We start from the raw sequence: 24,411 nt of genomic DNA, 5'->3' as shown, positions 1-24,411 counted from the left end.
GCTTCAGGCTCAGCGCTGCGGGCTCGCCTCTGCCGCACGGGAACCACTGCGGGCTCAGCGCTGCGGGTACTGCCGCTCGCCCTCACCGATGTACAGCTGCTGCGGGCGGCCGATCTTCGTCTGCGGATCGAGGCTCATCTCGCGCCAGTGCGCGATCCAGCCAGGCAGGCGGCCGATCGCGAACAGCACGGTGAACATGCGGGTGGGGAAGCCCATCGCCTTGTAGATGACGCCGGTGTAGAAGTCGACGTTCGGGTACAGGCGTCGCTCCTTGAAGTAGTCGTCCTCCAGGGCAATCTGCTCGAGTTCCTGCGCCAGGTCGAGCAGGGGGTCCGTGATCCCGAGCGAGTCGAGAACGGCGTTCGCCGATTCCTTGACGATGCGCGCCCGCGGGTCGTAATTCTTGTAGACGCGGTGTCCGAAGCCCATGAGCTTCACGCCGTCTTCCTTGTTCTTCACCCGCTCGACGAAGCGGCGCACGCCCTCACCCGACTCCTGGATCTGCCCCAGCATTTCGAGCACAGCCTCGTTGGCACCACCGTGCAGCGGGCCCGAGAGCGCGTTGATCCCGGCAGAGATCGACGCGTAAAGGTTGGCGCCCGTTGACCCGACGAGGCGCACCGTTGACGTCGAGGCGTTCTGCTCGTGGTCCTCGTGCAGAATCAAGAGGCGCTCAAGTGCCTGCGAGAGCACCGGGTTCACCTGGTATTCCTCAGCCATGTTGCCGAAGTTGAGACGCAAGAAGTTGTCGACAAAGCTCAGGTTGTTGTCGGGGTACAGGAACGCCTGCCCCTGCGATTTCTTGTGCGCGTAGGCGGCGATGACGGGCAGCTTCGCGAGAAGCCGGATCGTCGTCATCTCGACGTGCTCCGGGTCCTTCGGGTCGAGTCCGTTCTCGTAGTACGTGGACAGCGCGCTCAGCGCGCTCGACAGCACAGACATCGGGTGCGCGGTGTGCGGCAGCGCCGAGAAGAAGTGCTTGAGGTCCTCGTGCAGCAGCGTGTGGCGACGCACGCGGTCGTCGAAGTCAGCGAGCTCGTCGGCCGTGGGCAGCTCGCCATGGATCAGCAGCCACGCGACCTCGAGGTACGTCGAGTTCGACGCGAGCTGATCGATCGGGTAACCGCGGTATCGGAGGATCCCCTGGTCGCCGTCAATGTATGTGATCCGCGACGTCGTCGACGCGGTGTTCACAAACCCGTAGTCGAGTGTTGTGAGGCCCGATTGCTTCGTCAGTGCCGAGACGTCGAGACTCGATGCCCCGCTCGTTGCCTCGAGCAGCGGCAATTCTGCCGTGCCGCCCGGAAACGCCAGCGTCGCCTTGCGTGCCTCGTCACCCGTCTGCTGTCCGACGTCGCCCACGGCGCCTCCTCTGTACCTATCAGTCACGTCTTGTGTGAAGGATCCCAGCGCACACATGATGGCGGCGCGCAGCACCCTCCTACAGCCTAATCGCGCCGGAGGGCTTCTGTCACAATCGACAATGGTTCACGGTGCGTCTTAGAGGGTTTCTCCACCGGATGCTGCGGCACGCAGCCGTGCAGCCCCCGCATCCACGCGTTCATCTGCCGCTGTGAGCGACAGTCGCACGAATTCCGGGTAGTGCTCGCCATAAAAATGTCCGGGGCCACCGATGATGCCGAGCGAGGCGAGACGATCGATGCTCTGCCAGGCGTCGCGCCCCTCGGTGACCCAGAGGTAGAGGCCGGCCTCGCTGTGCTCGATGCGGAATCCCGCCGCAGTGAGGGCGGGCACGAGCACGTCGCGGCGCCTGCGGTACAGCTGCTTCTGGGCTGCAACGTGCGCGTCGTCACTCAGCGCGACGGTCATGGCATGCTGCAGTGGCGCGGGCACCATCAGTCCCGCATGCTTGCGCACGTTCGTCAGAGACGCGATCACTCCCCCGCAGCCTGCCGCGAAGGCCGCCCGGTAGCCCGCCATGTTCGACTGCTTGCTGAGCGAGTAGATCGAGAGGATGCCGCGGCGATCGCCACCCGTCACACGCGGATCGAGAATGCACGGCGTCGGTGCGTCGGCCCAGGGCTCTTCCCAGCCGAGCTCCGCGTAGCATTCGTCGTTCACGATCACGGCGTCCAGCTGACGGGCACGGGCAACGGCCCGGCGGAGGGCGTCGATGTCGTGGACGCGTCCGTCGGGGTTGCCCGGCGAGTTCAGCCAGATCAGCCGCGTGCCGTCCGGCCAAGCATCCGGATCGTCCGACGCGCACGCGTGTGCCCCGCACAGCTCTGCACCGATTGCGTAACTCGGATACGCGGCAGTGGGGTGCACGACCACGTCGCCGGGCCCGAGACCGAGAAGGAACGGCAGCAGCGCGACGAGCTCTTTCGAGCCGATCGTGGGCAGAACGTTGCGATGCTCAAGATCGGGCACGTTCCGGCGCCGTGCATACCAATCGACGATGGCCTGACGCAGCTCGAGGGTCCCCACTGTCGTCGGGTAGGCATGCGCATCAGTCGCGGCGGTCAGTGCCTCACGCACGATCGGCGGCGTCGGGTCCACGGGAGACCCGATGGAGAGATCAACGACGCCGTCCGGATGCTGGGCGGCTTTCTCCCGGAACGGAACGAGGGTGTCCCAGGGGTAGTCGGGCAGGGATCGAGTCACGCGAGCGTCACTCGGTGACTTGCGGAGGAAGGGCAGCGACGACGGGGTGATCGTGGTGGATCACGCCGACCTTCGCCGCACCGCCGGGCGAACCGATCTCGTCAAAGAATGCGACGTTCGCCGTGTAGTAGTCGGACCATTCGTCGGGAAGGTCGTCTTCGTAGTAAATCGCCTCGACGGGGCACACCGGCTCGCAGGCACCGCAGTCGACGCATTCATCGGGGTGGATGTAGAGCATCCGATCCCCCTCGTAAATGCAGTCGACAGGGCACTCATCGACGCACGCACGGTCTTTCACGTCGACGCACGGAAGAGCGATCACATATGTCACTGTGGTGGAACTCCTTCTCGCTGGGTTCTGCCAGTCTACGCCGCGGAACCCCGGCGAGAGCTGCGCTCGGGAAGGCGCGGCCAGGCGAGAACGCCGGCGGCGAGAAGCGGCACGCCGAATAGCCACACGAGCCCCACGATGCCCTGGGTGATCAGCACGGAGCCTCCGGGACTCGAGAACGAGAACAGGGCGACGATCCCGACGACGCCGATTCCCGCGGCAACAGACGGCAGGCGCTCGGCGATCACGAGGCGAAGGCCGACCAGCAGCGCGAGAACGCCGAGCAGGCCGAGCACCAGCCCGTACGGCAGAGGGAAGCCGAAGGGCGACACGCTCAACGTATGTGCGACCGTTCCGACGGTGCCATAGACAACGCCAAGCACCAGTGTGATGACGGCGGTGATGATGCGGGAGGCCGTGCTCGGCTCGTCGCGCATCGCGGCATCCGGGGTCTCGGCGTTGTCGGGAATCTCCCACTGCGGTTCTGTGCTCACCTGAGAATCGTAGCGGCCCGAGCTGTGCGGTGCGTCGCGCATCACGGCATCCCCGCGAGGCGCAGGAGCGCCGCGACGACGGCTGCCGCCACCACGACGACGAGAAACGGGGTGCGTAATGCGAGAAGCACGGCAGCGACGCCGAGGGCGGGAAGACGCGCGTCGATGACGATGGCCTGACCCTCGCCGAGCGTCTGCACGGTGATCAGCGCCGCGAGCATGGCAACGGTCATGAGGTCGGCGACGCGAGAGACCGACGGCTTCTCTAACACCCGCGGGGGAATCGAGTAGCCCGCGAGCTTGAGGGCCGCACAGATGATGGATGCTGCGAGCACGATGTGCCAGAGTGTCATCGTTCGCCCTCCTGCCCGTGAGCCTGCCCGGGCGCATCGTCACGCGTGTGCGAGAACCAATTGAAGACGCCGACCAGAATCGCGACGATGGCCGCGAGAATCACCGGGAGCCCCGGGGCGAGAGCCGGGGTGAGGATGCCAGCGAGAATCGCCGCTCCACACGCCACGGCGACCGGTTGCAGTCGGGTCAGTCGGGGCCAGAGCAGGCCGAGGAATGCCGCTGCCGCCGCGGCGTCGAGACCGTACATCCGCGTGTCGCCCAGCACGTCGCCGATGAGCGCCCCGATCAGCGTTGTGAGGTTCCAGCCGATGAACACAGCGATGCCGGTCACCCAGAATCCTGTTCTGCGGGCCCGGGGCTCGGACTGCGCGAGCGAGACGGCCGTCGATTCGTCGATCGTTACCCAGGCGGCCGCCACGGTTCGGAGAAATCCGCCGCCAACGATCGGCTTCATGCGGATGCCGTACGCGGTGTTGCGCACACCGAGGAGCGCCGCACTGGCGATCGCCGCCCCGCCGGCCGATGCTCCGCCCGAGGCGAGTACGCCGACGAGGGCGAACTGCGAGCCCCCGGTGAACATGAGCAGGCTCAGGACGCAGGTCTGCCAGATGTCGAGGCCCGACGCGACGGCGAGGGCGCCAAACGACACACCGTACGCCGCGGTCGCGGCGCCGACGGCGAGGCCCTGCCTGAGCGCAGACCGCTGCGCTGCGCTGCGCGCGGACGACACATCAGCTCCGTGTCGTGACCGTGTACAGAACGCTGTCAGACGCGCCCACCACGGTGACGTCGTACTCGTCGCTTGACAGGGTCATGACACTTCCGAGATCAGCCGTCGACACTTCGTCATCGACGGCGAAGCCGGCATCTGTCAGCGCCTGCTCTGCCTCATCGGCCGACACGTCGCCGCTGACGAGAACCACCCAATGCGTGGTCTCGTCCTTCGTCTGCGTCGCCCCGCGCACAGAACCGTCGATGAGCGGGACAGCGTCTGTCGGGAAGCCCTCGGGAACGCCCTCGGACAGCTCAACGTCACCGCCCGTGGCTTCGCGGACAGCATCCTGAACCGTTTGGTTCATCGTCTGCTCAACGAAGCTGCAACCAGTCAGTGCCGGGAGGGCGAGGACGGCGAGAGCAATCAGGGATACGCGGACGCGGCGGCGAAGACTCACCCGACCAGGGTAACCGCGGGATGCTGAGTCGAACCCGAAAGCTCAGCCGAAACTCAGGCGTCCTGGCGCTTGAGTCGGGCCGTTGCGCGGCCGCGCTCGTGGGCGTCGAGGATCACCTTGCGAATGCGCACGGCATCGGGCGTGACTTCCACGCATTCGTCCTCGCGGGCGAACTCCAGGCACTCCTCGAGCGACAGCTGCCGTGATGGCGTCATCGACTCGAACGAATCGGCCGTCGACGAGCGCATGTTCGTCAGTTTCTTCTCTTTGGTGATGTTGACGTCCATGTCATCGGCGCGGGAATTCTCGCCGATGACCATGCCCTCGTACACCTCTTCCGTCGGGTTGACGAAGAACGTCATGCGCTCTTGGAGGTTGATGATCGCGAACGGCGTGACAACGCCGGTACGGTCGGCGACGATTGAGCCGTTGCTGCGGGTCGCGATGGTTCCCGCCCACTCGTCGTACCCGTGCGAGAACGTGTTGGCGATGCCGGTTCCGCGCGTGGTCGTCATGAACTCGGAGCGGAAGCCGATGAGTCCGCGACTCGGGACGATGAACTGCATGCGGATCCAACCGGTCCCGTGGTTCGTCATGCCCTCCATGCGACCCTTGCGTGCGGCGAGAAGCTGCGTGATCGCGCCGAGGTGCTCCTCCGGCGTGTCGATCGTGAGTTCTTCGTAAGGCTCATGGATCTTGCCGTCGACCGTGCGTGTGACGACCTGGGGCTTGCCGACGGTCAGCTCATACCCCTCGCGGCGCATCTGCTCGACGAGGATCGCGAGAGCGAGTTCTCCGCGACCCTGAACCTCCCACGCGTCCGGGCGTCCGATGTCCAGAACCTTGAGCGACACGTTGCCGACGAGCTCGCGGTCAAGGCGGTCCTTCACCATGCGCGCCGTCAGCTTGTGGCCTTTGACCTTACCCATAAGCGGCGACGTGTTGGTGCCGATCGTCATTGAGATTGCCGGGTCGTCGATGTGAATCGTCGGCAGCGGGCGGACATCGTCGGGGTCGCACAGGGTCTCACCGATCATGATGTCGGGGAACCCCGCGACGGCAACGATGTCGCCGGGCCCCGCGCTTTCGGCAGGAAAACGATCGAGGGCCTTCGTCATCATGAGCTCGGTGATGCGCACGTTCGAGACCGAGCCGTCGCGACGCACCCAGGCCACCGTCTGCCCCTTGGTGATGGTGCCCTGGAAGATGCGAAGCAATGCGAGACGCCCGAGGAAGGGCGAGGCGTCCAGGTTGGTGACGTGCGCCTGCAGCGGGTGCTCGTCGTCATATGTCGGTGCGGGGATGTGCTCGAGGATCGCTTCGAACAGCGGCTCGAGGTTCTCGCTGTCGGGCAGCGTGCCGTCGTCGGGCTTTGTCAGAGAGGCCCGACCTGCCTTGCCCGAGGCGTAGACGACGGGGACGTCGAGAATGGCATCGATATCGAGGTCGGGGACGTCGTCGGCGATGTCGCTTGCCAAGCCGAGAAGGAGGTCCTGGCTCTCGGCGACGACGGCGTCGATGCGCGCGTCGCCGCGATCGGTCTTGTTCACGAGGAGGATCACGGGAAGCTGAGCTTCGAGCGCCTTGCGCAGCACGAAGCGCGTCTGAGGCAGAGGCCCCTCGCTCGCGTCGACAAGTAAAACGACGCCGTCGACCATCGACAGGCCTCGCTCGACCTCTCCCCCGAAGTCGGCGTGCCCCGGGGTGTCGATCACGTTGATCGTCACGGGACCGTGGGCGGCGTGCTCACCGTTGTATGAGATCGCCGTGTTCTTCGCGAGAATCGTGATTCCCTTTTCTCGCTCGAGTTCGTTGGAGTCCATGGCGCGGTCTTCGACGTGCTCGTGGTCAGAGAACGAGTGGGTTTGACGGAGCATGGCGTCGACGAGTGTTGTCTTGCCGTGGTCAACGTGCGCAACGATGGCGACGTTGCGGAGGGTTTCACGCGTGGCGATTGCCATGGCTGTGTCCTGTCCTGCAGAGTGTGCGGTTCGTGCGCCGTGCGACGGTGTCGACGTGAGGTCCGGCGGGCGGGTGCCTGCGCCGGTGGGCGCTGATGGAAAATTCGGTGGATTCTGGAAACCCAACGGTTCATTCTACTCCCTCAACTCGGCAGAGGCTGAGCGGACCGCCTAGAACGTGGTAGCGACGATGCGGAACACCGGGTCGGACCGCCGTGCATTCACCGCTTGCTCGCTCCGCGCAAAGCTCACATTCACAATCCGCACAGGCAGGTCTGAATGACGCGAGTCCGATGCGTAGGCAAAAGAATTCAGTGATAATGTGTCGAGGTCGAAGCGGCTCCCTACGCACATCGACCAATGTTCGCCGGGGGCCTCGCCAAACACGACAGGGATCCCGGGTTGCTCATTCGTGAGCATTCCGGGAGAGTGAATAACAGTTCGACCCAGCGTTGTGTCGGTCGCCGAAAACGGCGCCTGTTAGAGAGAAAGAACACCAACTTGATCAAGTACCTGCTCCGCCGCTTTATGGGCTGGTTGCTGATGATCGTGGTAGCGACGAATGTCACGTACTTCCTTGCGTGGGCCTTCCTCGATCCCCGTAGCAACTACATTGGGCGCCGTCCTCCTCTCTCGCGAGACGAGGTCACCCAGCTCCTGGAACCCCGCAACCTCAGCGACACTGTTCCTCTCGTTCAGCGCTGGTGGGGCTGGTTCAGCGACATCATCTTCCACTGGGACTGGGGTGTCAGTGCCGTCGGCGAGTCGGTGAATTCTCAGGTCGCCTACCGCATGTGGATCAGTGCCGAGCTCGTCCTGGGTGCAACGATCATCACGGCGATCCTCGGAATCGCGCTCGGTGTCTACACGGCGTCCCGGCAGTACAAGCTCGCAGACCGGATCGGCCAGGCAACGTCAGTCGTCACGATGAACATCAACATCGTGGTGGCAGCGCTCGGCATTGTGCTTCTGGCGATTGGTTTCAACGACCTCGTCGGCGCTCGTGTCTTCTTCGTCACCGGTTCGCACAGCCAAGATGTCACAGGTTTCTTCCCCATCGTCCTCGACGCCCTTCAGCATCTGACGCTTCCCACTCTCGCTCTTGTCCTTGTGGGCTACGCCCAGTACCACCTGCTGCAGCGCACACTGCTTCTCGACAACATCAACGCCGATTACGTCAGAACCGCTAGAGCGAAGGGCTTGACCAAGCAACAGGCAATCCGCAAGCACGCCCTGCGCACGTCGCTCATTCCGGTTGCCACCCAGGTTGCCTTCACGATTCCCACGATCTTCACCGGGGCCATCCTGACGGAGCGAATTTTCGGCTGGAACGGCATGGGGCGGTACTTTCTCGACACCATCGGCAAGAACGATGTGCACGGCGTTGTCGCAATTGCGGCGTTCGGCGCCGTGTTGACGGCGGTCGGAGCGATCCTTTCCGACATCGCCATCGTTGCACTCGACCCGAGAGTGAGAGTGAGCTGACATGTCCACTGACCAGATTCAGCCGCCGGTCGGCCCAGACACGACAGCAGCGCGCATTCCACGCAAGCGCATGTCACTGTGGAGCCTCTACACCCGTCGGTTCGTCCGCAACCGGCCCGCCGTTGCCGGAATCTTCATCTTCATCCTTCTCGTACTGTTCTCGGTCATCGCACCCTTCTTCGCAAAGTACGATCACATCGAGCTCGACTTCCTCAACCTCAGCAGCCCACCCTCGAGCGAGCACTGGTTCGGGACGACAAGCGCGGGAAACGATACGTTCGCACAGGTCGCCATCGGTCTGCAGCGCTCGCTCATGATCGCCGTCTCGGTGTCCGTCGGCACGACGATCCTGTCGGCGATCGTGGGAACTGCGGCCGCGTACTTCGGCGGGCTTATCGAGCGCGGCATTCTGCTGGTGATTCACTTCCTCATGGTGATCCCAACATTCCTGATCCTTGCACTGATCTCAAACGATGCCGGTGGCGACTGGCGAGTGATCTCGCTGATTCTGATCCTGACAGGCTGGTTCTTCCCCGCCCGTGTGATCTGGACAATGGCTCTTCCCCTTCGAGAGAGCGAATATGTCAATGCCGCACGTTACATGGGCGTTCCCGGAATGAAGATTGTCATGCGCCATCTGATTCCGAACATCGGCTCGCTACTCGTCATCAACTTCGCTCTCGGCGTCGTCACGGCCGTCATGGCCGAGACCGGGCTGTCATTCCTCGGGTTCGGTGTGAAGATCCCCGATGTTTCGCTGGGATCGCTGATCGGCTACGGCGCGAACACGATCACGAGCGCACCGTGGCTCTTCTATTTCCCCGCCGGGGCTCTCACCCTCTTAACCGTCTCGATGGCGCTCGTCGCCGACGGTCTGCGTGATGCTCTTGATCCCACCTCGGCGGCAGGAGGACAAGCATGACCGCCCCGCTTCTCTCCGTTCGCGACCTGCAGGTCAGCTTCCCGTCCGAATCCGGAGTCGTCAACGCCGTGCGCGGTGTCACATTCGATCTCGAGCCGGGCCGCACTCTCGGCATCGTCGGTGAGTCCGGCTCCGGAAAGTCGGTCACGTCGATGGCGATCATGGGTCTTCTCGACGACAACGCCAAGGTCACCGGATCCATCTCATTCGACGGCCAGGAACTTCTCGGCCAAACGGACAAGCAGCTCTCCACCATTCGTGGCAATGAGATCGCGATGATCTTCCAGGACCCGCTCGCGGCGCTCACCCCGGTGTTCACCGTGGGAGACCAGATCGTCGAGGCACTGGTCACGCACCAGAAGAAGTCTCAGCGCGAGGCGTGGGAGCGCGGAATCGAGCTGCTGAAGCTCGTGGGGATCCCGACGCCCGAGCGTCGGATGAAGTCGTTCCCGCACGAATTCTCCGGGGGCATGCGTCAGCGTGTCGTCATCGCTATGGCGATGGCGAATAACCCGAAACTCATCATCGCCGACGAGCCGACAACGGCACTTGACGTCACGATTCAGGCGCAAATTCTCGACCTCATCGGCACAGCACAGCGTGAGACGGGTGCCGCCGTCGTCATGATCACGCACGACATGGGCGTCGTCGCGAAGACCGCTGACGATGTTCTCGTCATGTATGCGGGAAAGCCCGTCGAACAGGCTCCCGTCGGCGAACTGTTCCACCGCACACGGATGCCGTATTCGATCGGTCTTCTCGGGGCTATCCCGCGCGTCGACAAGCGCGAGAAGCAGCCGTTGATCCCGATCAAGGGAAATCCGCCGCTGCTTGTCAACCTTCCGGACGCATGTCCGTTCGCTCCGCGTTGCCCTATCGCTGTCGATGCCTGCGTCAACGGCGAGCCACCGCTGCGTCCGGCAAACACCGAAGCCGAAGACCGTCACAAGGTCGCCTGCATTCGCGCGGACGAGATCGACGACGACGGTCTGATCGACGGAGAGCCCGTATACCCCGCACCGTCGATCCCGGAAAGCGCACTCGATCGCGTTCCGCGCGAGAAGCGCGACGTCACACTCGAGGTCGAGAATCTCACGAAGACGTTCCCCCTCCTCAAGGGCTCGTTCCTCAAGCGACGCGTCGGTGACGTGCACGCCGTGCGCGGAATCTCGTTCGACATCCGCAAGGGCGAGACGATGGCCATCGTCGGTGAGTCCGGATGCGGCAAGACGACGACACTTCTGCAGATCATGGATCTCGTCAAGCAGTCACAGGGCGAGATCACGATCGGCGGTACGAAGGTCTCCGAGATCCGCGGTGGCCGGCAGGAGCGCGAGCTGCGTCGCGACATTCAAATCGTGTTCCAGGACCCGATGGGCGCTCTCGATCCGCGCATGACCGTTGCGGATGTGATTGCCGAGCCTTTGCGCGCCATCGGACGCTCGCGAGCGGAATCCGATGCCCGGGTCGATGAGCTCATGGACCTCGTCGGGCTCGATCCATCGCACAGCGCCCGCTTCCCGTCCGCGTTCTCGGGTGGTCAGCGCCAGCGCATCGGCATTGCCCGTGCTCTCGCGACGAATCCGCAGGTTGTCGTCCTCGATGAGCCGGTCTCCGCGCTTGACGTTTCGATCCAGGCCGGTGTGATCAATCTGCTCGACGAGCTCAAGGGAAAGCTCGGACTGTCGTACCTGTTCGTCGCGCATGATCTCTCGGTCGTGCGGCATATTGCCGATCGTGTCGCTGTGATGTACCTCGGCGCATTCGTGGAGCACGGTGACGTCGACGAGGTCTTCGAGAACCCACAGCATCCGTACACGCAGGCTCTGCTCTCTGCGATTCCCGTTCCCGATCCCGACATCGAGCGCACCCGCGAACGCATCGTCCTCGAGGGCGACCTTCCCAGCCCCACTGAGTGGCGCGAAGGCTGTGCCTTCGTCTCTCGGTGCCCGCTGTATCAAACGCTCACCCCCGAGGGTCAGCGCCGATGCGAAACTGAGCAGCCACAGCTAACAGGCACCGAAGGTGTGCACGTCAACGCCTGCCACTGGCGATAACAGTTACGACACATTTTCGCGATTTCAGCAGGGTCTGCAGTTTATGACCCCTAACTGGATATAGTCTGCACTCAACCCTGAAAGAGCCGAAAGGCAACAAAGGAGCACCATGAAAAGGCACCAGAAGCTGATGAGCATCGCTGCCGTCAGCGGCGCCCTCGCACTCGTCATGAGCGGTTGTGCGTCGGGCGACACCGGTGGAGACAACACCGGAGGCAACGAGAAGAAGGTCGAGACCTCGCAGGCGGACTACAATCCGCAGCCTCGCGAGAACCTCAAGAAGGGTGGGGACGTCACTTTCGCGATCAACGAGATCACGCCCCAGATGAACCCCTTCCACGGCGACGCGAGCGCAGATACGACGCGTCTTGCCTCGTGGTACACACCGCAGGTCTTCCTGATGGACCCAGACGGCACCCCTCACCCCAACCCCTCGTACCTCGACTCGTGGGAGATCGGTGAAGAGGGCGGCAACACCGTCATCAACGGCACAATCAATGAAGATGCCGTGTGGAACGACGGTTCGCCGATCGACTGGACGGCGTTCGAGACGACGTGGATCGCCAACCGTTCCTCCGAAGAGGGCTACGCACCCAACGCGACGGACGGCTATAAGGAGATCAAGTCGGTAGAGCAGGGCGAGACCGAAAAGGACGTCGTCGTGACGTTCGACGGCGAGTTCGCCTGGCCGCAGATGGTCTTCCTCACCGGAATTCTCAACCCGCACGTCAACACGCCGGAGATCTTCAACGAAGGCTTCATCGAAGAGCCGCACGCTGAGTGGGGCGCTGGCCCGTACAAGATCGACAAGTTCGACTCCAAGGGGCAGGTTGTCTCGTTTGTTCCGAACGAGAACTGGTGGGGCAATGAGCCTCTTCTCGACGAGGTGACCTTCCGCGGCCTTGACGCTTCGGCATCGATCAACGCGTTCAAGAACGGCGAGATCGACACAGTCGGCGTCGCCACGAAGGACCGCCTCGAGCAGGTGCAGGACATGGACGGCATCGAGATCTACCGCGCCCAGCAGACGGCGAACACCCTCCTCGAGGTCGATTCTGAGAAGCCGCAGTTCAAGGATCTTGAGGTTCGCAAGGCCTTCTACATGGGCCTCAACGTCGAGCAGCAGATGAAGATCGCGTGGAACGGTCTCGGCTACGAAGAGGAGCCGGGCGGCTCGTTCATTCTGTACTCGTTCCAGCCGCACTTCACCAACTCTGTTGTGGATGCTGGCTGGGAGTACAACCCCGACGAGGCGAACAAGATCCTCGACGAGGCCGGCTGGGAGCTGAACGATGACGGTGTGCGTGCAAAGGACGGCGTTGAGCTGTCGGTCACCTACCCGATCTTCAGCGACGACCCGACGCAGAAGGCACTCGCGCAGTCGATCCAGCAGTCGATGAAGGAGATCGGCTTCGAGATCAACATTGACGTCCGTTCGCCTCAGGACTTCTCGACGGACTATACATCGAAGAACTGGGACATCATGTCGCTGCGCTTCACCTCGTCTGACCCGTTCGGTGCCGCCTGGTTCTGCCAGATGTACTGCTCAGACAGCGGCCTGAACCTGTCGGCGACCGGAACCGAAGAGATCGACACCAAGATCCACGAGGACCTTGAGTCGATCACGGATTCCGAGGAGCAGACCAAGAAGGCCATGGAGATGGAATCAGAGATCATGTCTGAGACCTGGGGAATCTTCCCGCTCTACAACGGTCCGACGATCACCGCAGCAACCGAGGGCCTTGCCAACCTGACCCCCGAGCCCTATGTGGGCCTCGACCTCTTCGGCGTCACACCCGTTGAGAACGTGGGCTGGGAGAAGTAGGCACGTCTCGCACTGAGAAAGGCGGGGCCGGTGGATAAACCACCGGCCCCGCTTTCGCGTGTGCTCACTGCGCACACTCTGGCGGAAGCCTCGTGCACAGTCCGCTGCCGACCCTGTGGCAGCGCTTCCCCTTTACGGCAAGAAAGAGAAGATGCCACGCCGCACGGCGAGACGCCTCTCACAGCGCACAGGGCGGCGAGCGCGATAACCTGGTCGGATGCCGCAACGCTCAGTCACGTATCGATCATCGTTCAGCATCGGCCTCGTCATCGTCGTCGCGATTCTCGCCGCTTTTCTCACCGTGGATGCCGCGGTGCGCGGCTTCTGGGGAATCGCCCTGCTGACGGTCCTCTGGTCAATCGCCATCGTTGCTCCCCTCGCTCTGTGCCTGGCACTCCCCCGGCTGACCGCCGATCACTCAGGTCTCACCTGCGTCGGTCCCTTCACCACCTGGGTGATCCCGTGGAGCAAGGTCGAGGTTATTCGCACGCGACGACTCTTGCTCGTCGAGACCACCGAGGGCAACGTCATCACCCTGTTCTCTGTGCCGAGCCGGCCGATGGGGATGCGTGCGGCACAGTCAACGGACCTCAGCGACGAGATCGAAGCGATCCGGCGCGACTGGGAAGGCCACAGTGCCCCGGACGAAACGATCTCGCATCGCGTTCACGTCCGCGGGTTGGCCATCGTTGCTGTGGCGATCATCGCCGCTGTCGCAGCATCCCTCATTCTCTGATGGTCCCTGGCACGGCGCCGGAAAGAGAGTCCGGACGCGGAATCAGTCACACAGCGAGTTCGATGTTCGCACCCGGAATCGCATCGAGCAGATTCTGGGTGTACGCCTCGCGGGGGTTGCCGAACACCTCGTCTGTCGGCCCTGTCTCGACGATCTCACCCTTCTGCATGACGACGACGTTATCGGCGATCACACGCACGACGGCGAGGTCGTGCGTAATGAACAGATACGTGAGCCCCAGCTCAGACTGCAGCTCGGCGAGCAGCTGAAGAATCTGCGCCTGCACCAAGACGTCAAGTGCCGAGACCGCCTCGTCAAGAACCACGATGTCTGGCTTGAGCGCGAGAGCACGTGCAATGGCGATGCGCTGGCGCTGGCCGCCCGACAACTCGTTCGGGTACCGGTTGAAAAGCTCCTGAGGCAATGCCACCTGGTCGAGCAGCTCGCGTACGCGCTGAGAGCGTTCTGAGGCCGTTCCGAACTTGTGTACCCGCAGTGGTTCACCAATGATGTCGCCAATATTCCGCATTGGGTCGAGTGAGCCGTACGGGTCTTGGAACACCGGCTGCATCCGGCGGCGCAGTGTCATCAACCCCGAACGTTTCATTGACGCGAGGTCGGCGCCCTCGATCGAGATGCTTCCGCTCGTAATCGATTCGAGGCCGAGTGCCATCTTCGCGATCGTCGACTTGCCCGAGCCGGACTCCCCCACGAGCGCCGTCGTCGTGCCCTTCGCGACGGAGAAGCTGACGTTGTTCACCGCCGTGAAGTTCTCGGATCTGAAGTTTCCCCGTCGAATCTTGAATGTCTTCGTTAGGTTCGTCACCTCGATGACCGGGGTGCTGTCGTGTTTCTCGGCGTCAATCTCGTGTACTCGTTCTTCGGCCGCGAGCGCGAGGTCGAACTCGCCACCGGGCTCGTCCACGGTCTTGTGCTCAACGGCAGCCTGAATACGCTGTGAAGCCAGGCTGGGCGCCGCGGCGACGAGTCGCCTGGTGTACGGATGCTGCGGATTCTGCAGAATCTCGCGGCTGTCTCCCGCTTCAACGATGTTGCCCTTGTACATCACGATGAGCTTTTCGGCACGCTCGGCCGCAAGACCGAGATCGTGGGTGATGAAGAGCACTGCCGTGTTGTTCAGCATGGTGAGTTCGGCGAGGTTATCGAGAATCACCCGCTGTACGGTCACGTCAAGTGCTGACGTGGGCTCGTCGGCGATCAGCAGCTTCGGAGTGGCGGAAAGCCCCATGCCGATGAGCACGCGCTGACGCATTCCGCCGGAGAACTGGTGCGGGAACTGACCGAGCCGCCGTTCGGCATCATCGAGACCGGCCTGCTTGAGAACATCGATCGCGTGCTTCTCGACGTCGCGCTTCGACGTCGCGATGCCGTTTGCCCGGATCGTCTCCTTCACTTGGAAGCCGATCGACCACACCGGATTGAGGTTTGACATCGGATCCTGGGGAACGAAGCCGATTTCACGCCCGCGAACGCTCTCGATCTCGTTCCTCGACAGCTTCACGAGGTCGCATCCTTCGAAGAGCACCTCCCCGCCCGTGACTTTCCCGTTCTCGGGAAGCAGATTGATGATGCCGTGGGCGGTCGTGGACTTCCCCGACCCGGATTCGCCGACAATCGCGACGGTCTCACCGGGCATCACGTCGAATGACACTCCGTGAAGGGCCTCAGCGAAGCCGTTCTGCGTCGAAAATCCGATCGTGAGATCGCGGATGCTGAGGAGGGGTTCTGAGGCGGTCATCGCGTCCTCGCTTTCGGGTCGAGGGCGTCGCGCAGGACTTCGCCCAGCATGATGAATGCCAGCACAGCGACGGTCAGAGCGATCGACGGGTAGATCAGTGCCATTGGGGCGGTCCGCAGCGTCGTCTGGGCATCACTGATGTCGTTGCCCCATGACATGACAGACGCGTCCATGCCCACACCGAGGAACGACAGTGTCGCCTCACCGACCATGGCAAGTCCGAGGTTCAGTGTTGTCACGACGATGACCGGCATGAGCGAGTTAGGCAGCACATGCGACATCATCGTGGTGAAACGCGAACGTCCCAGAGCGATCGCCGCCATCACGTAATCCTGGTTTTTCACGCGCAGAACTTCCGAGCGAAGGATGCGCGCGACAGATGCCCACGCGAAACCGCCGATCGCCAGGGAAATCGTCCAGACATTTCGGTGCTCGGAGAGCACAGACATCACGACGACTGCGGCCAGAATGTAAGGAATCGAGAAGAAGATGTCGCCGACCCGCGAGAGTACAGAATCGATCCAGCCGCCGTAGAACCCGGCGAAGATGCCGAAGAGCACTCCGAGGAAGCTGCCCAGCACCGTCGAGATGATTCCGACGGCAAGCGAGGTCTGCGCTCCCCAAACAATGCGCGCCCAGATGTCACAACCTTGTCGCGTGAAGCCGAGAATGTGATCGCCCTGCGGCCCCGCATTGCTGTACTGCAGCGAGCATCCCTGTGTCGGAGACACCTGGGTGAACAGTGTTGGAAACACCGCCATCACGATGAAGACGAGGGCGATCACGGCTGAGGCGTAGAAGAGCGGACGTCGGCGCATAGAGCGCCAGGCGTCTCGCCAGAGACTGCCCGGCTTATCGCCAAGCTTCACGGAGTCGACCTCGGCGACGGGAGTCGAGTCGACGGGAGCGACGAAGTGCGGTATTTGCTTAGACATAGCGAATCCTCGGGTCGAGCACCGCGTAGAGAAGGTCTACGAGAATGTTGAGAAATACATAGAAGATCACGAGAACGGTGACGAATGATACGACGGTCGGACGCTCCCCGCGCACGATCGCCTGGAAGAGCGTGTTCCCGACGCCGGGAACGTTGAAGATCCCCTCAGTCACGGTAGCCCCGACGATCAGAATGCCGAAGTTCGTCGCCGAGTTCGTGACGACAGGAATGAGCGAGTTACGCAGCACGTGCACGGGAATCACCCGCCTGCGGCCGAGGCCCTTGGAATATGCCGTACGCACGAAGTCGTTGCCGAGCGTCTCCACTGTCGATCCCCGCATCAGGCGCATGCTCGTTGCGTACAGGCTCAACGCCAGCACGATCGCGGGAAGCAGCATGTTCCACCACGCTGTGTTTCCTCCGACAGTCGGGCTCGCCCACCCCCATTGAATTGCCACAAAGAACTGCGCAAGAAAAGCGATGACAAAGATCGGCAGAGACATCAGCACGAGGCTGATGATGAGCATCGCGTTGTCGAAGAACTTCCCTTTGCGGATGCCGCTGAAAAGGCCGATCGATATCGAGAGAATCAGCTCAAGTACAACAGCCATGACAGCGAGCTTGAGCGTGACGGGGAACGTCCTGACGAGGATCTCAGAGACCTCGCGCCCAGAATAGCTGATGCCAAAGTTGCCCTGGAAGATGTCACCGATGTACAGCAGGTACTGCACGATGAACGGCTTATCTAAGTTGTATTGAGCTCTGAGAGCCTCAAGCACTGCGGGATTCGGGGTCTTGTCGCCGAACATTGCCAGGATGGGATCCCCGGGCATCGCGAAGACCATGAAGTAGATGAGGAACGTCGTTCCGAAAAACACGGGGACGGCTTGAAGGATTCGCAACAGGATGTATCTGAGCATGCTGCGCTCACTCTGCCGTTCGCTGTAGGGTCATTGGTTTTTAACTGCCGTTTCGAAGGATTTGTCGTAGTCGGCTTGCGTGTGGGGTGGCGCAGACCGTGCTGCGCCACCCCACACGTTGTCAGGTGGTGTTATGCCTTCTTGGTGATCTGGTAGTAGAGCGGAACGGAGTTCCAGCCGAACTCGACGTTGTCGACGAGAGTCGAGTACCCGGCGACGACGTTCTCATACCAGAGCGGGATCGCAGGAAGGTCCTCCAGAAGAACTTCCTGTGCTTCCTGGAACTTCTCGTTTGCGACCTCTGGATCAGTTGAGCTGATGCCTTCCTTGATCAGCGAGTCGAACTCTTCGCTCGAATAGTCACCGTCATTAGACCCGGCCCCCGTGCCATAGAGCGGACCGAGGAAGTTGTAAAGGCCGGGGTAGTCGGCCTGCCACCCGCTGCGGTGCGCTGTCGTGATCTCGCGATCGGTGATCTTCGTGCGCATCTCAGAGAACGTCGGGTAGGCGTCGCCAGCAGCGTCGATGCCCAGAACATTCGAGATGCTGTTGCACACAGCGTCAACCCACGCCTGGTGGTTGTCGTCGGCGTTGTACGCAATCTTGAAGGTGCCTTCCCACGGGCTGATCTCATCGGCCTGTGCCCAGAGTTCCTGCGCCTTCTTCTCGTTGAACTCGAGAACCTCGGCGCCGTCGAGCGAGTCACTCCAGCCATCGATCGTCGGCGACGTGAAGTCGCTAGCTGGCGTGCGCGTGCCCTCGAAGATCACGTCGGTGATCTCATCGCGATTGATCGACATCGACAGTGCCTGTCGACGAAGTTTGCCCTCTTCACCCTTAAAGTGATCGAGGAACTGGCCGATCGTAAATGACTCGAAGACTGCCGACGGCTGGTTGACGGCGCGGTCCCCGAGGTCGCTCTCGTAGGTTCCGAATGATGAGGCTGGAATCTCATCGAGCACATCCAGTTGATCCGACAGCAGGTCCGCGTAGGCTGCGTCCATGTTCGCATAGAACTTCATGGTGATGCCGCCGTTTTGTGCCTCCCGATCGCCCTTATAATCCTCATTCTTCACAAGGTCGATTTTGACGTCGTGCTGCCATGCATCGTCGCCTGCGAGCTTGTAGACACCGTTGCCGATCGGGTTCTCGCCGAACGCCTTCATATCGTCGAATGCCACGGACGGAAGCGGATAGAACGCCGAGTAGCCGAGCCTCTGACCGAAGTCAGACGCCGGGTGACTCAGAGTCACAGTGAAATGGTAGTCGTCGATAATCTTCAGTCCGGTGAGCTCACTGTCTTCTTCCCAGCTGAAGCCCTCGATGTCTTCGAAGAAGTAGGACGACAGCTGCTCGTTACTGAGAAGAGCACCGTAGTTCCAGGCGTCAACGAACGATTTTGACGTAACCTCTTCGCCGTTTGTAAATGTCCAGCCCTCATTGAGCGTGATGTCCCACACAACGCTGTCGTCGGTCTCAATCGATTTGGCAACCTCATTGTGCACGGCACCGTCGACATCGTAGTAAATCAGCCCGGCGAAGATGGAGTCAAGAATCTTGCCGCCACCGACTTCATTCGTATTGGTAGGAATGAGTGGTTTCTGGGGCTCAGTGCTGTTAACTGTGATGATCGCAGCGTCATCGCTCGATCCTCCGCCTTCGCCGCCGCCATTTGAGCAGCCGGCGAGCGCGAGCGCTGCGACGCTGGCCACCGCTGTAGCGGTGAGCAGGCGACGCATCCGCGACGTCGTATTTCTCACGTTTCCTCCTGTGCAGGGTGAATGCCGCAGCGCATTTTGGCCGCACTGCCGCAAGGTACGAGCACGACACTAGGCGCTACAGACAGGTGCGCACAACGCGCACCGACGGGAATGTTACCCCTCTTCCATGAATTTGAAAGAATTTTGTGTCTCATGCAGGTTCGTTGCTTGTCTGGCGGGAGTGCCCGAAGATGTTTCGTTCGGAAACGGACCTCACGCGAATGACCTCCATGCTCCCGTGGCAAGCTGGCCGAGAGCACGCTCGTGTCCGAATCGGCCGGTGTGTCATCTCCAAATGACTTCCAGCGCATCATGCCCGCCCATGCGGGCCAGTGGTCGCTCACCGCCAGGTCACGGCGTCTGCCACTCCCAGATATTCCACGTGAGCTGCGGCGCGATCACGCGCGGTTCAACGCCCGCTACCCGGTCAGGATCGAATGCCGTGATGGAGGGGAACTGGTACAGCGGAGCCCCGTAGAAGTCGGAGCTCAGCTGCTCATCGACGTCGCTGAGAAGCTCGATGCGTTCAGCAGCATCCGCCGTCGTGGCGAGCCGCGCGTAAAGCTCGTCGACGGTGTCGTTGGAGTAGCCGTTGAGGTTATTGCGCGCACCTGTCGCGTACCGGCTCTCGGAGTCGACGACACCGACGCTCGATGACTCCCACGCGAAGATCGCGGCATCGTATTTTCCCGGCACACCGAGAAGGTCGCGCCACTTCTCTGTTCCGCAGTCGGACACACGGAATCCCGCTTTGCCCGCTGACGCCTGAATGAGAGAGAACTCCGCGGCACGACGTGGATTGTTCGCCGCATAGAGAATGCACACCTCGGGCTCCGACACCCCCGCCTCAGCGAGGAGCGCTTTCGCACCCGAGATGTCCACCTGCTCGAAAGCGGTTCCCTCACTCGAGACATCAGCCCCGGGCTCTCCCGGCGTGAAGACAAACGAGTCCCGCGTTGTCGCGCGCGAGCCGACGATGGGGCGAATGAGATCGTCGACGATGGCGTCACGGGGAAGCGTCATGAGAAAGGCCTCGCGCACGAGTGGGTCATCGAATGTGTCGTGTGCTGACGATCCGAACTGCAGATCGATATGCTCAAAGCTCGCCACGACGCCCGTCAGCGTGGTGATTCCACCCACGTCCCCCAGCTGATCGGCGACGTCGGGCGTCGCCTGCGGTGAGATCACATCGACATCGCCGTTCTCGAGCGCGGTGACTTCGTCGGCGGGTCCGTCGAGATACCGCATCGTGACGGCCGCGATCGAGGGAGTGCGATCGCCGTCGTACTGCGGATTCGCCGACAGCGTGACGCCGGTCTCCGCGTCGATCGAGTCGATGACATACGGACCACTCGACAGATATACGTCCTCGGGCGACTCGACGTTGTCGAGGGCGAAGCCGGTGTTCCAGAATGACGACACCCGTGAGAGCGCAGCCGTGTCGTCGTTCGTGATGGCGTCGACGATCGCGCTCTTTCCTGCCTCGGCGGATTCGGCGCCGAGCGCGCTCTGCGCGACGACGTGAGCGGGAAGCGGCGCGGGGAGCGCGATGCGCCAGTCGGTGATCGGCTCGTCGTACGTGATGGTCATCGATCGGCCGTCATCGCTGATCTGCGGGAGGCCAGGAGCGCGCCCGAGCCCTGAGTCCGGTCTCGTCCCGGAGTCGAAGTACACCGTGTCATCCGGAAGACTCGCCGAGCTGTCGTCTGAGAGCGCTGAGTGGTAATCGGCCGGGTCGAAGCCCTCCGTGTTGAGCGCTCCGGAGTGCGCCGCCCAGTCGAGGAGCAGATCGGCGACGTCGACGGGCGTTCCGTCTGACCACGACGCCGAGTCGCTGAGTGAGTACTGCACGACGAGAGGGTCGTCGTTGATCTTTCGAATGCTGCCGAATGAGGGATCCTCGACGATTTCGAGGCTCTCGTCGTACGCTGTGAAATTCGACAGTGTCATCGCCGTCACGTCGGCGTTTCCGGATGCTGATCCCGCCGACGTCGTGGTGTTGTATGACGAAAATCGATCAGTCGTTCCGATCGTGACTGACGACGCGCTGTCCGGCCCGGTTGGAGCGCACCCAGAGACGCTGATGGCGGCAGCGATCAGCATCGCGCATGCTGCAATCGAACGGTGTCGTCGCATTCGTCCTCCCTGCTGAAAACGCTACACTGGCGCCAGCCCACGACCCTGGATGGACGCTTACGGAATGACCACTCCCTCACTGGATTCTCCCGACCAGACTCGCTCGCAGCTGTGGTGGGAGATCGTTATCGTTCTCGCGCTCTCTGTGGGAGCATCCGCCATCTATTCGGTCCTCACGATCATCAGGCGGGTCGCTGCCGAGGCAGCACTCGCCGACCAGTCAGCGGCGCTCAACACGTCGCAGAGCACCGACGAATGGGTCGACCTCACGTACCAGATCGTCGGGATCGCCCTCGGCGTCGCCCCCGTCGCGCTCGCCCTCTATCTGCTGTGGCGGCCACAGGCATCCGCGTTCGCACGCGTCGGGCTCGACGTGAGCCGTCCCGGCCGGGACATCGGCTGGGGTGTTGCACTCTTCGCGGCGATCGGAATCCCCGGAATCGCCCTGTATGCGGCGGGGCGTCTCTTGGGCGTGACTGTGGCCGTCCAGGCATCCGGACTCGGTGACTACTGGTGGAGCATCCCCGTTCTCGTGCTCTCGGCGTTGCGCGCGGCGCTCGTCGAGGAGGTGATCGTGATCGGATATCTCTTCACTCGGTTGAGGCAGCTGGGCTGGAATCGTTGGGTGATCATCGGCGCTGCCGCAGTGCTGCGTGGCAGCTATCACCTGTATCAGGGGTTCGGGCCGTTCGTCGGGAACGTTGCAATGGGTATCGTCTTCGGCTGGATGTACACGCGCTTCGGTCGTGTAGCCCCGCTCGTCGTCGCGCATTTCCTGCTCGATCTCGTCTCGTTCATTGGATACCCGATCGCCGTGGCACTTTTTCCTGGTGTGTTCTGATCTGATCGATCTCGAAATTGGGTCTTCCCCCCGAACGGGGGGTTCGATAGTCTCCGTGGACGACACATTGTTGTGCCGCCCGACAAACGGGTGCACATGATCAAGGAGGATCATGGTTCCAGCAACCGACCCGCCACGCGATACGCAGGCGACGATCGATTACCAGGCAATTCAGGCATCCGAAGAATTCAGGACGCTGCGGTCACGTCATCGCAGCTTCGCCTTTCCCCTCGCCGTCGCCTTTCTCGTCTGGTATTTCGCGTACGTACTTCTCGCCGACTACGCGCACGACTTCATGTCGACACCCGTGATTGGCCATATCAACATGGGAGTCATCCTCGGGCTCGCGCAGTTCGTAACGACGTTCGGGATCACCATGTGGTACGTCAGCTACGCCAACCGGAAGCTCGATCCCCTGGCGACGAGCATCCGCTCTGACATCGAGGGCGCGGACTCCGGCGAGCACGAGGAGGCGCACTCATGAGTGTTCTCGTACGAGCAGCAGCAGACACCGAAACCATTGGTGAGCCCCTTCTCAATATCGGCATCTTCGCCGCATTCGTCGCCATCACGCTCATCGTTGTGCTGCGTGCCAGCCGCAACAACAAGACAGCGGCCGACTACTACGCAGGCGGGCGGTCATTCTCCGGCGGCCAGAACGGCACGGCAATCGCGGGCGACTATCTCTCGGCAGCGTCCTTCCTCGGAATCTGCGGCGCTATCGCGGTGAACGGGTACGACGGTTTCCTGTACTCCATCGGGTTCCTCGTGGCCTGGCTCGTCGCCCTGCTGCTCGTCGCCGAGCTGCTCCGCAATACGGGGAAGTTCACGATGGCCGACGTGCTGAGCTTCCGCCTCAAGCAGCGTCCCGTGCGCATGGCCGCCGCCCTTTCGACGCTCGCCGTATGTCTGTTCTACCTGTTGGCGCAGATGGCCGGAGCCGGCGGTCTGGTCTCGCTGCTTCTCGGAATCCACGAGGAAGTCGGCCAGTCGATCGTGATCGCCGTTGTCGGCACCCTCATGATCCTGTACGTACTGATCGGTGGAATGAAGGGCACCACGTGGGTGCAGATCATCAAGGGCGCTCTGCTGATCGCCGGAGCCGCCGTCATGACGGTCTGGGTTCTCGCGCTCAACGGCTTCAACCTCTCTGAACTTCTGGGCAACGCGGCAGCTGTTGCCGGTCCGGAGATCCTGGAGCCCGGCATGAAGTACGGCGTCACGGAGACGTCGAAGCTCGATTTCGTCTCGCTCGCTCTGGCGCTCGTCTTGGGGACCGCCGGACTCCCCCACGTGCTGATGCGCTTTTACACGGTTCCGACCGCCAAGGAAGCCCGCCGAAGCGTCGTCTGGGCGATCTGGCTCATCGGGCTGTTCTACCTGTTCACGCTGGTGCTCGGCTACGGTGCTGTGACCCTCGTGGGCGCCGATCGGATCCTTGCGGCACCGGGCGGTGTGAACTCAGCGGCGCCGATGCTGGCCTTCGAGCTTGGCGGCGCGTGGCTGCTCGGCATCATCGCCGCCGTGGCGTTTGCAACGATCCTCGCCGTCGTGGCGGGGCTGACGATCACCGCGGCGACATCCTTCGCGCATGACATCTACACGAACGTGATCAAGCGCGGCAAGACGTCGCAGGGCAAGGAGGTCCGCGTTGCGCGGATCACCGTCGTGGTGATCGGGGTTCTGGCGATCATCGGCGGCATCGGCGTGCAGGGGCAGAACATCGCATTCCTCGTCGCACTAGCGTTTGCCATTGCCGCGAGTGCGAACCTGCCGACAATCCTCTACTCGCTGTTCTGGAAGCGCTTCACGACGCGTGGCGCGCTGTGGAGCATGTACGGAGGTCTCGGGTCCGCTCTGCTGCTGATCGTTCTCTCTCCCGTGTTCTCAGGAACCGAGACCGCGGTGTTCGCCGACGCGAACTTCGCGATCTTCCCGCTGCAGAACCCCGGGATCGTCTCGATTCCGCTCGGGTTCGCTCTCGGCTGGCTCGGCACAATCACGTCGAAGACGGCGGAGGAGCCGCGGATCGCCGCAGAGATGGAGGTGCGCTCTCTCACCGGACATGGTGCAGAGAAGGCTGTCGAGCACTGACTCGA

Annotated in this window: 21 protein-coding genes; 8 read left to right on the top strand and 13 right to left on the bottom strand. The window is 62.4% G+C overall.

Annotated features, from left to right (window positions below):
* Window positions 1-54 precede the first annotated feature (54 nt).
* The 8 genes from OK352_RS07445 to typA form a co-directional block, all read right to left on the bottom strand.
* A complete protein-coding gene (locus tag OK352_RS07445; protein ID WP_372338084.1) occupies window positions 55-1,362 on the bottom strand; it encodes a citrate synthase in 1,308 nt (435 codons plus the stop codon).
* Between the two features lie 138 nt (window positions 1,363-1,500).
* Window positions 1,501-2,625, bottom strand: coding sequence for a succinyldiaminopimelate transaminase (gene dapC / locus OK352_RS07440; RefSeq protein WP_265140806.1), 1,125 nt, complete (start codon window positions 2,623-2,625; stop codon window positions 1,501-1,503).
* Window positions 2,626-2,632: 7 nt separating this feature from the next.
* Window positions 2,633-2,956, bottom strand: a complete 324-nt coding sequence (gene fdxA / locus OK352_RS07435; protein ID WP_265140805.1) for a ferredoxin — start codon at window positions 2,954-2,956, stop codon at window positions 2,633-2,635.
* A gap of 35 nt (window positions 2,957-2,991) precedes the next feature.
* Window positions 2,992-3,450, bottom strand: coding sequence for a DUF6113 family protein (locus OK352_RS07430; protein ID WP_265140804.1), 459 nt, complete (start codon window positions 3,448-3,450; stop codon window positions 2,992-2,994).
* A 41-nt stretch (window positions 3,451-3,491) separates the two neighbouring features.
* Complete coding sequence (locus OK352_RS07425; RefSeq protein WP_265140803.1) at window positions 3,492-3,803, bottom strand: AzlD domain-containing protein; 312 nt, start codon at window positions 3,801-3,803, stop codon at window positions 3,492-3,494.
* Window positions 3,800-4,534: an AzlC family ABC transporter permease gene (locus OK352_RS07420; RefSeq protein WP_265140802.1), complete on the bottom strand. Its 735-nt coding sequence runs from the start codon at window positions 4,532-4,534 to the stop codon at window positions 3,800-3,802. Before OK352_RS07420 ends, OK352_RS07425 begins: the two co-directional genes overlap by 4 nt.
* Window position 4,535: 1 nt before the next feature.
* Entirely contained in the window at window positions 4,536-4,976 is a 441-nt protein-coding gene (locus OK352_RS07415) for a hypothetical protein (protein WP_265140801.1), read from the bottom strand.
* Window positions 4,977-5,029: 53 nt separating this feature from the next.
* Window positions 5,030-6,937 carry a translational GTPase TypA gene (gene typA, locus OK352_RS07410; RefSeq protein ID WP_265140800.1) on the bottom strand — a complete coding sequence of 636 codons (1,908 nt, stop codon included), beginning with the start codon at window positions 6,935-6,937 and terminating at the stop codon, window positions 5,030-5,032.
* A gap of 501 nt (window positions 6,938-7,438) precedes the next feature.
* Between typA and OK352_RS07405 the strand changes: the two genes are divergently transcribed.
* From OK352_RS07405 to OK352_RS07385, 5 genes are all read left to right on the top strand, one after another.
* Window positions 7,439-8,422 (top strand): ABC transporter permease, encoded by a 984-nt coding sequence (locus OK352_RS07405; protein WP_265140799.1) that lies wholly within the window; start codon window positions 7,439-7,441, stop codon window positions 8,420-8,422.
* A gap of 1 nt (window position 8,423) precedes the next feature.
* A complete protein-coding gene (locus tag OK352_RS07400) occupies window positions 8,424-9,344 on the top strand; it encodes an ABC transporter permease (RefSeq protein WP_265140798.1) in 921 nt (306 codons plus the stop codon).
* Window positions 9,341-11,401 carry an ABC transporter ATP-binding protein gene (locus tag OK352_RS07395; RefSeq protein ID WP_265140797.1) on the top strand — a complete coding sequence of 687 codons (2,061 nt, stop codon included), beginning with the start codon at window positions 9,341-9,343 and terminating at the stop codon, window positions 11,399-11,401. Before OK352_RS07400 ends, OK352_RS07395 begins: the two co-directional genes overlap by 4 nt.
* A gap of 109 nt (window positions 11,402-11,510) precedes the next feature.
* Complete coding sequence (locus tag OK352_RS07390) at window positions 11,511-13,226, top strand: ABC transporter family substrate-binding protein (RefSeq protein ID WP_265140796.1); 1,716 nt, start codon at window positions 11,511-11,513, stop codon at window positions 13,224-13,226.
* A gap of 217 nt (window positions 13,227-13,443) precedes the next feature.
* Entirely contained in the window at window positions 13,444-13,962 is a 519-nt protein-coding gene (locus OK352_RS07385; RefSeq protein WP_265140795.1) for a PH domain-containing protein, read from the top strand.
* A gap of 46 nt (window positions 13,963-14,008) precedes the next feature.
* Here OK352_RS07385 and OK352_RS07380 read toward each other — a convergent pair whose 3' ends face one another.
* From OK352_RS07380 to OK352_RS07360, 5 genes are all read right to left on the bottom strand, one after another.
* A complete protein-coding gene (locus OK352_RS07380) occupies window positions 14,009-15,721 on the bottom strand; it encodes a dipeptide ABC transporter ATP-binding protein (RefSeq protein WP_265140794.1) in 1,713 nt (570 codons plus the stop codon).
* The gene (locus OK352_RS07375; RefSeq protein WP_265140793.1) at window positions 15,718-16,656 is read right to left on the bottom strand and encodes an ABC transporter permease; all 939 of its coding nucleotides are present in this window, start codon (window positions 16,654-16,656) and stop codon (window positions 15,718-15,720) included. Before OK352_RS07375 ends, OK352_RS07380 begins: the two co-directional genes overlap by 4 nt.
* Window positions 16,649-17,575 carry an ABC transporter permease gene (locus tag OK352_RS07370; protein WP_265140792.1) on the bottom strand — a complete coding sequence of 309 codons (927 nt, stop codon included), beginning with the start codon at window positions 17,573-17,575 and terminating at the stop codon, window positions 16,649-16,651. The genes OK352_RS07375 and OK352_RS07370 overlap by 8 nt, the downstream gene beginning before the upstream one ends.
* Before the next feature lie 131 nt (window positions 17,576-17,706).
* On the bottom strand, window positions 17,707-19,314 hold the full coding sequence (locus OK352_RS07365; RefSeq protein WP_265140850.1) for a peptide ABC transporter substrate-binding protein: 1,608 nt from the start codon (window positions 19,312-19,314) through the stop codon (window positions 17,707-17,709).
* A gap of 372 nt (window positions 19,315-19,686) precedes the next feature.
* Window positions 19,687-21,471, bottom strand: coding sequence for an ABC transporter family substrate-binding protein (locus tag OK352_RS07360; RefSeq protein WP_265140791.1), 1,785 nt, complete (start codon window positions 21,469-21,471; stop codon window positions 19,687-19,689).
* 64 nt (window positions 21,472-21,535) lie between these two features.
* Between OK352_RS07360 and OK352_RS07355 the strand changes: the two genes are divergently transcribed.
* The 3 genes from OK352_RS07355 to OK352_RS07345 all read left to right on the top strand — a co-directional run bounded on the left by OK352_RS07355 (window position 21,536) and on the right by OK352_RS07345 (window position 24,406).
* Window positions 21,536-22,312 carry a CPBP family intramembrane glutamic endopeptidase gene (locus OK352_RS07355; RefSeq protein WP_265140790.1) on the top strand — a complete coding sequence of 259 codons (777 nt, stop codon included), beginning with the start codon at window positions 21,536-21,538 and terminating at the stop codon, window positions 22,310-22,312.
* 112 nt (window positions 22,313-22,424) lie between these two features.
* Window positions 22,425-22,796, top strand: coding sequence for a DUF485 domain-containing protein (locus OK352_RS07350; protein WP_265140789.1), 372 nt, complete (start codon window positions 22,425-22,427; stop codon window positions 22,794-22,796).
* Window positions 22,793-24,406, top strand: a complete 1,614-nt coding sequence (locus OK352_RS07345) for a solute symporter family protein (RefSeq protein WP_265140788.1) — start codon at window positions 22,793-22,795, stop codon at window positions 24,404-24,406. Before OK352_RS07350 ends, OK352_RS07345 begins: the two co-directional genes overlap by 4 nt.
* The last annotated feature ends 5 nt before the right edge of the window (window positions 24,407-24,411 follow it).

It is taken from the genome of Microbacterium sp. MPKO10, assembly GCF_026107415.2.
In the GTDB taxonomy this organism is placed as follows: domain Bacteria; phylum Actinomycetota; class Actinomycetes; order Actinomycetales; family Microbacteriaceae; genus Paramicrobacterium.
This window is presented reverse-complemented; position numbering and strand designations above follow the sequence as displayed.

Bases quoted from the DNA above. Each gene is read 5' to 3' on its own strand.
- OK352_RS07390 (WP_265140796.1), top strand. From the start codon at position 11,511: ATGAAAAGGCACCAGAAGCTGATGAGCATCGCTGCCGTCAGCGGCGCC.
- typA (WP_265140800.1), bottom strand. From the start codon at position 6,937: ATGGCAATCGCCACGCGTGAAACCCTCCGCAACGTCGCCATCGTTGCG.
- OK352_RS07425 (WP_265140803.1), bottom strand. From the start codon at position 3,803: ATGACACTCTGGCACATCGTGCTCGCAGCATCCATCATCTGTGCGGCC.
- OK352_RS07355 (WP_265140790.1), top strand. From the start codon at position 21,536: ATGACCACTCCCTCACTGGATTCTCCCGACCAGACTCGCTCGCAGCTG.
- OK352_RS07380 (WP_265140794.1), bottom strand. From the start codon at position 15,721: ATGACCGCCTCAGAACCCCTCCTCAGCATCCGCGATCTCACGATCGGA.
- OK352_RS07385 (WP_265140795.1), top strand. From the start codon at position 13,444: ATGCCGCAACGCTCAGTCACGTATCGATCATCGTTCAGCATCGGCCTC.
- OK352_RS07395 (WP_265140797.1), top strand. From the start codon at position 9,341: ATGACCGCCCCGCTTCTCTCCGTTCGCGACCTGCAGGTCAGCTTCCCG.
- OK352_RS07365 (WP_265140850.1), bottom strand. From the start codon at position 19,314: ATGCGTCGCCTGCTCACCGCTACAGCGGTGGCCAGCGTCGCAGCGCTC.
- OK352_RS07350 (WP_265140789.1), top strand. From the start codon at position 22,425: ATGGTTCCAGCAACCGACCCGCCACGCGATACGCAGGCGACGATCGAT.
- OK352_RS07345 (WP_265140788.1), top strand. From the start codon at position 22,793: ATGAGTGTTCTCGTACGAGCAGCAGCAGACACCGAAACCATTGGTGAG.
- OK352_RS07400 (WP_265140798.1), top strand. From the start codon at position 8,424: ATGTCCACTGACCAGATTCAGCCGCCGGTCGGCCCAGACACGACAGCA.
- OK352_RS07370 (WP_265140792.1), bottom strand. From the start codon at position 17,575: ATGCTCAGATACATCCTGTTGCGAATCCTTCAAGCCGTCCCCGTGTTT.
- OK352_RS07375 (WP_265140793.1), bottom strand. From the start codon at position 16,656: ATGTCTAAGCAAATACCGCACTTCGTCGCTCCCGTCGACTCGACTCCC.
- OK352_RS07360 (WP_265140791.1), bottom strand. From the start codon at position 21,471: ATGCGACGACACCGTTCGATTGCAGCATGCGCGATGCTGATCGCTGCC.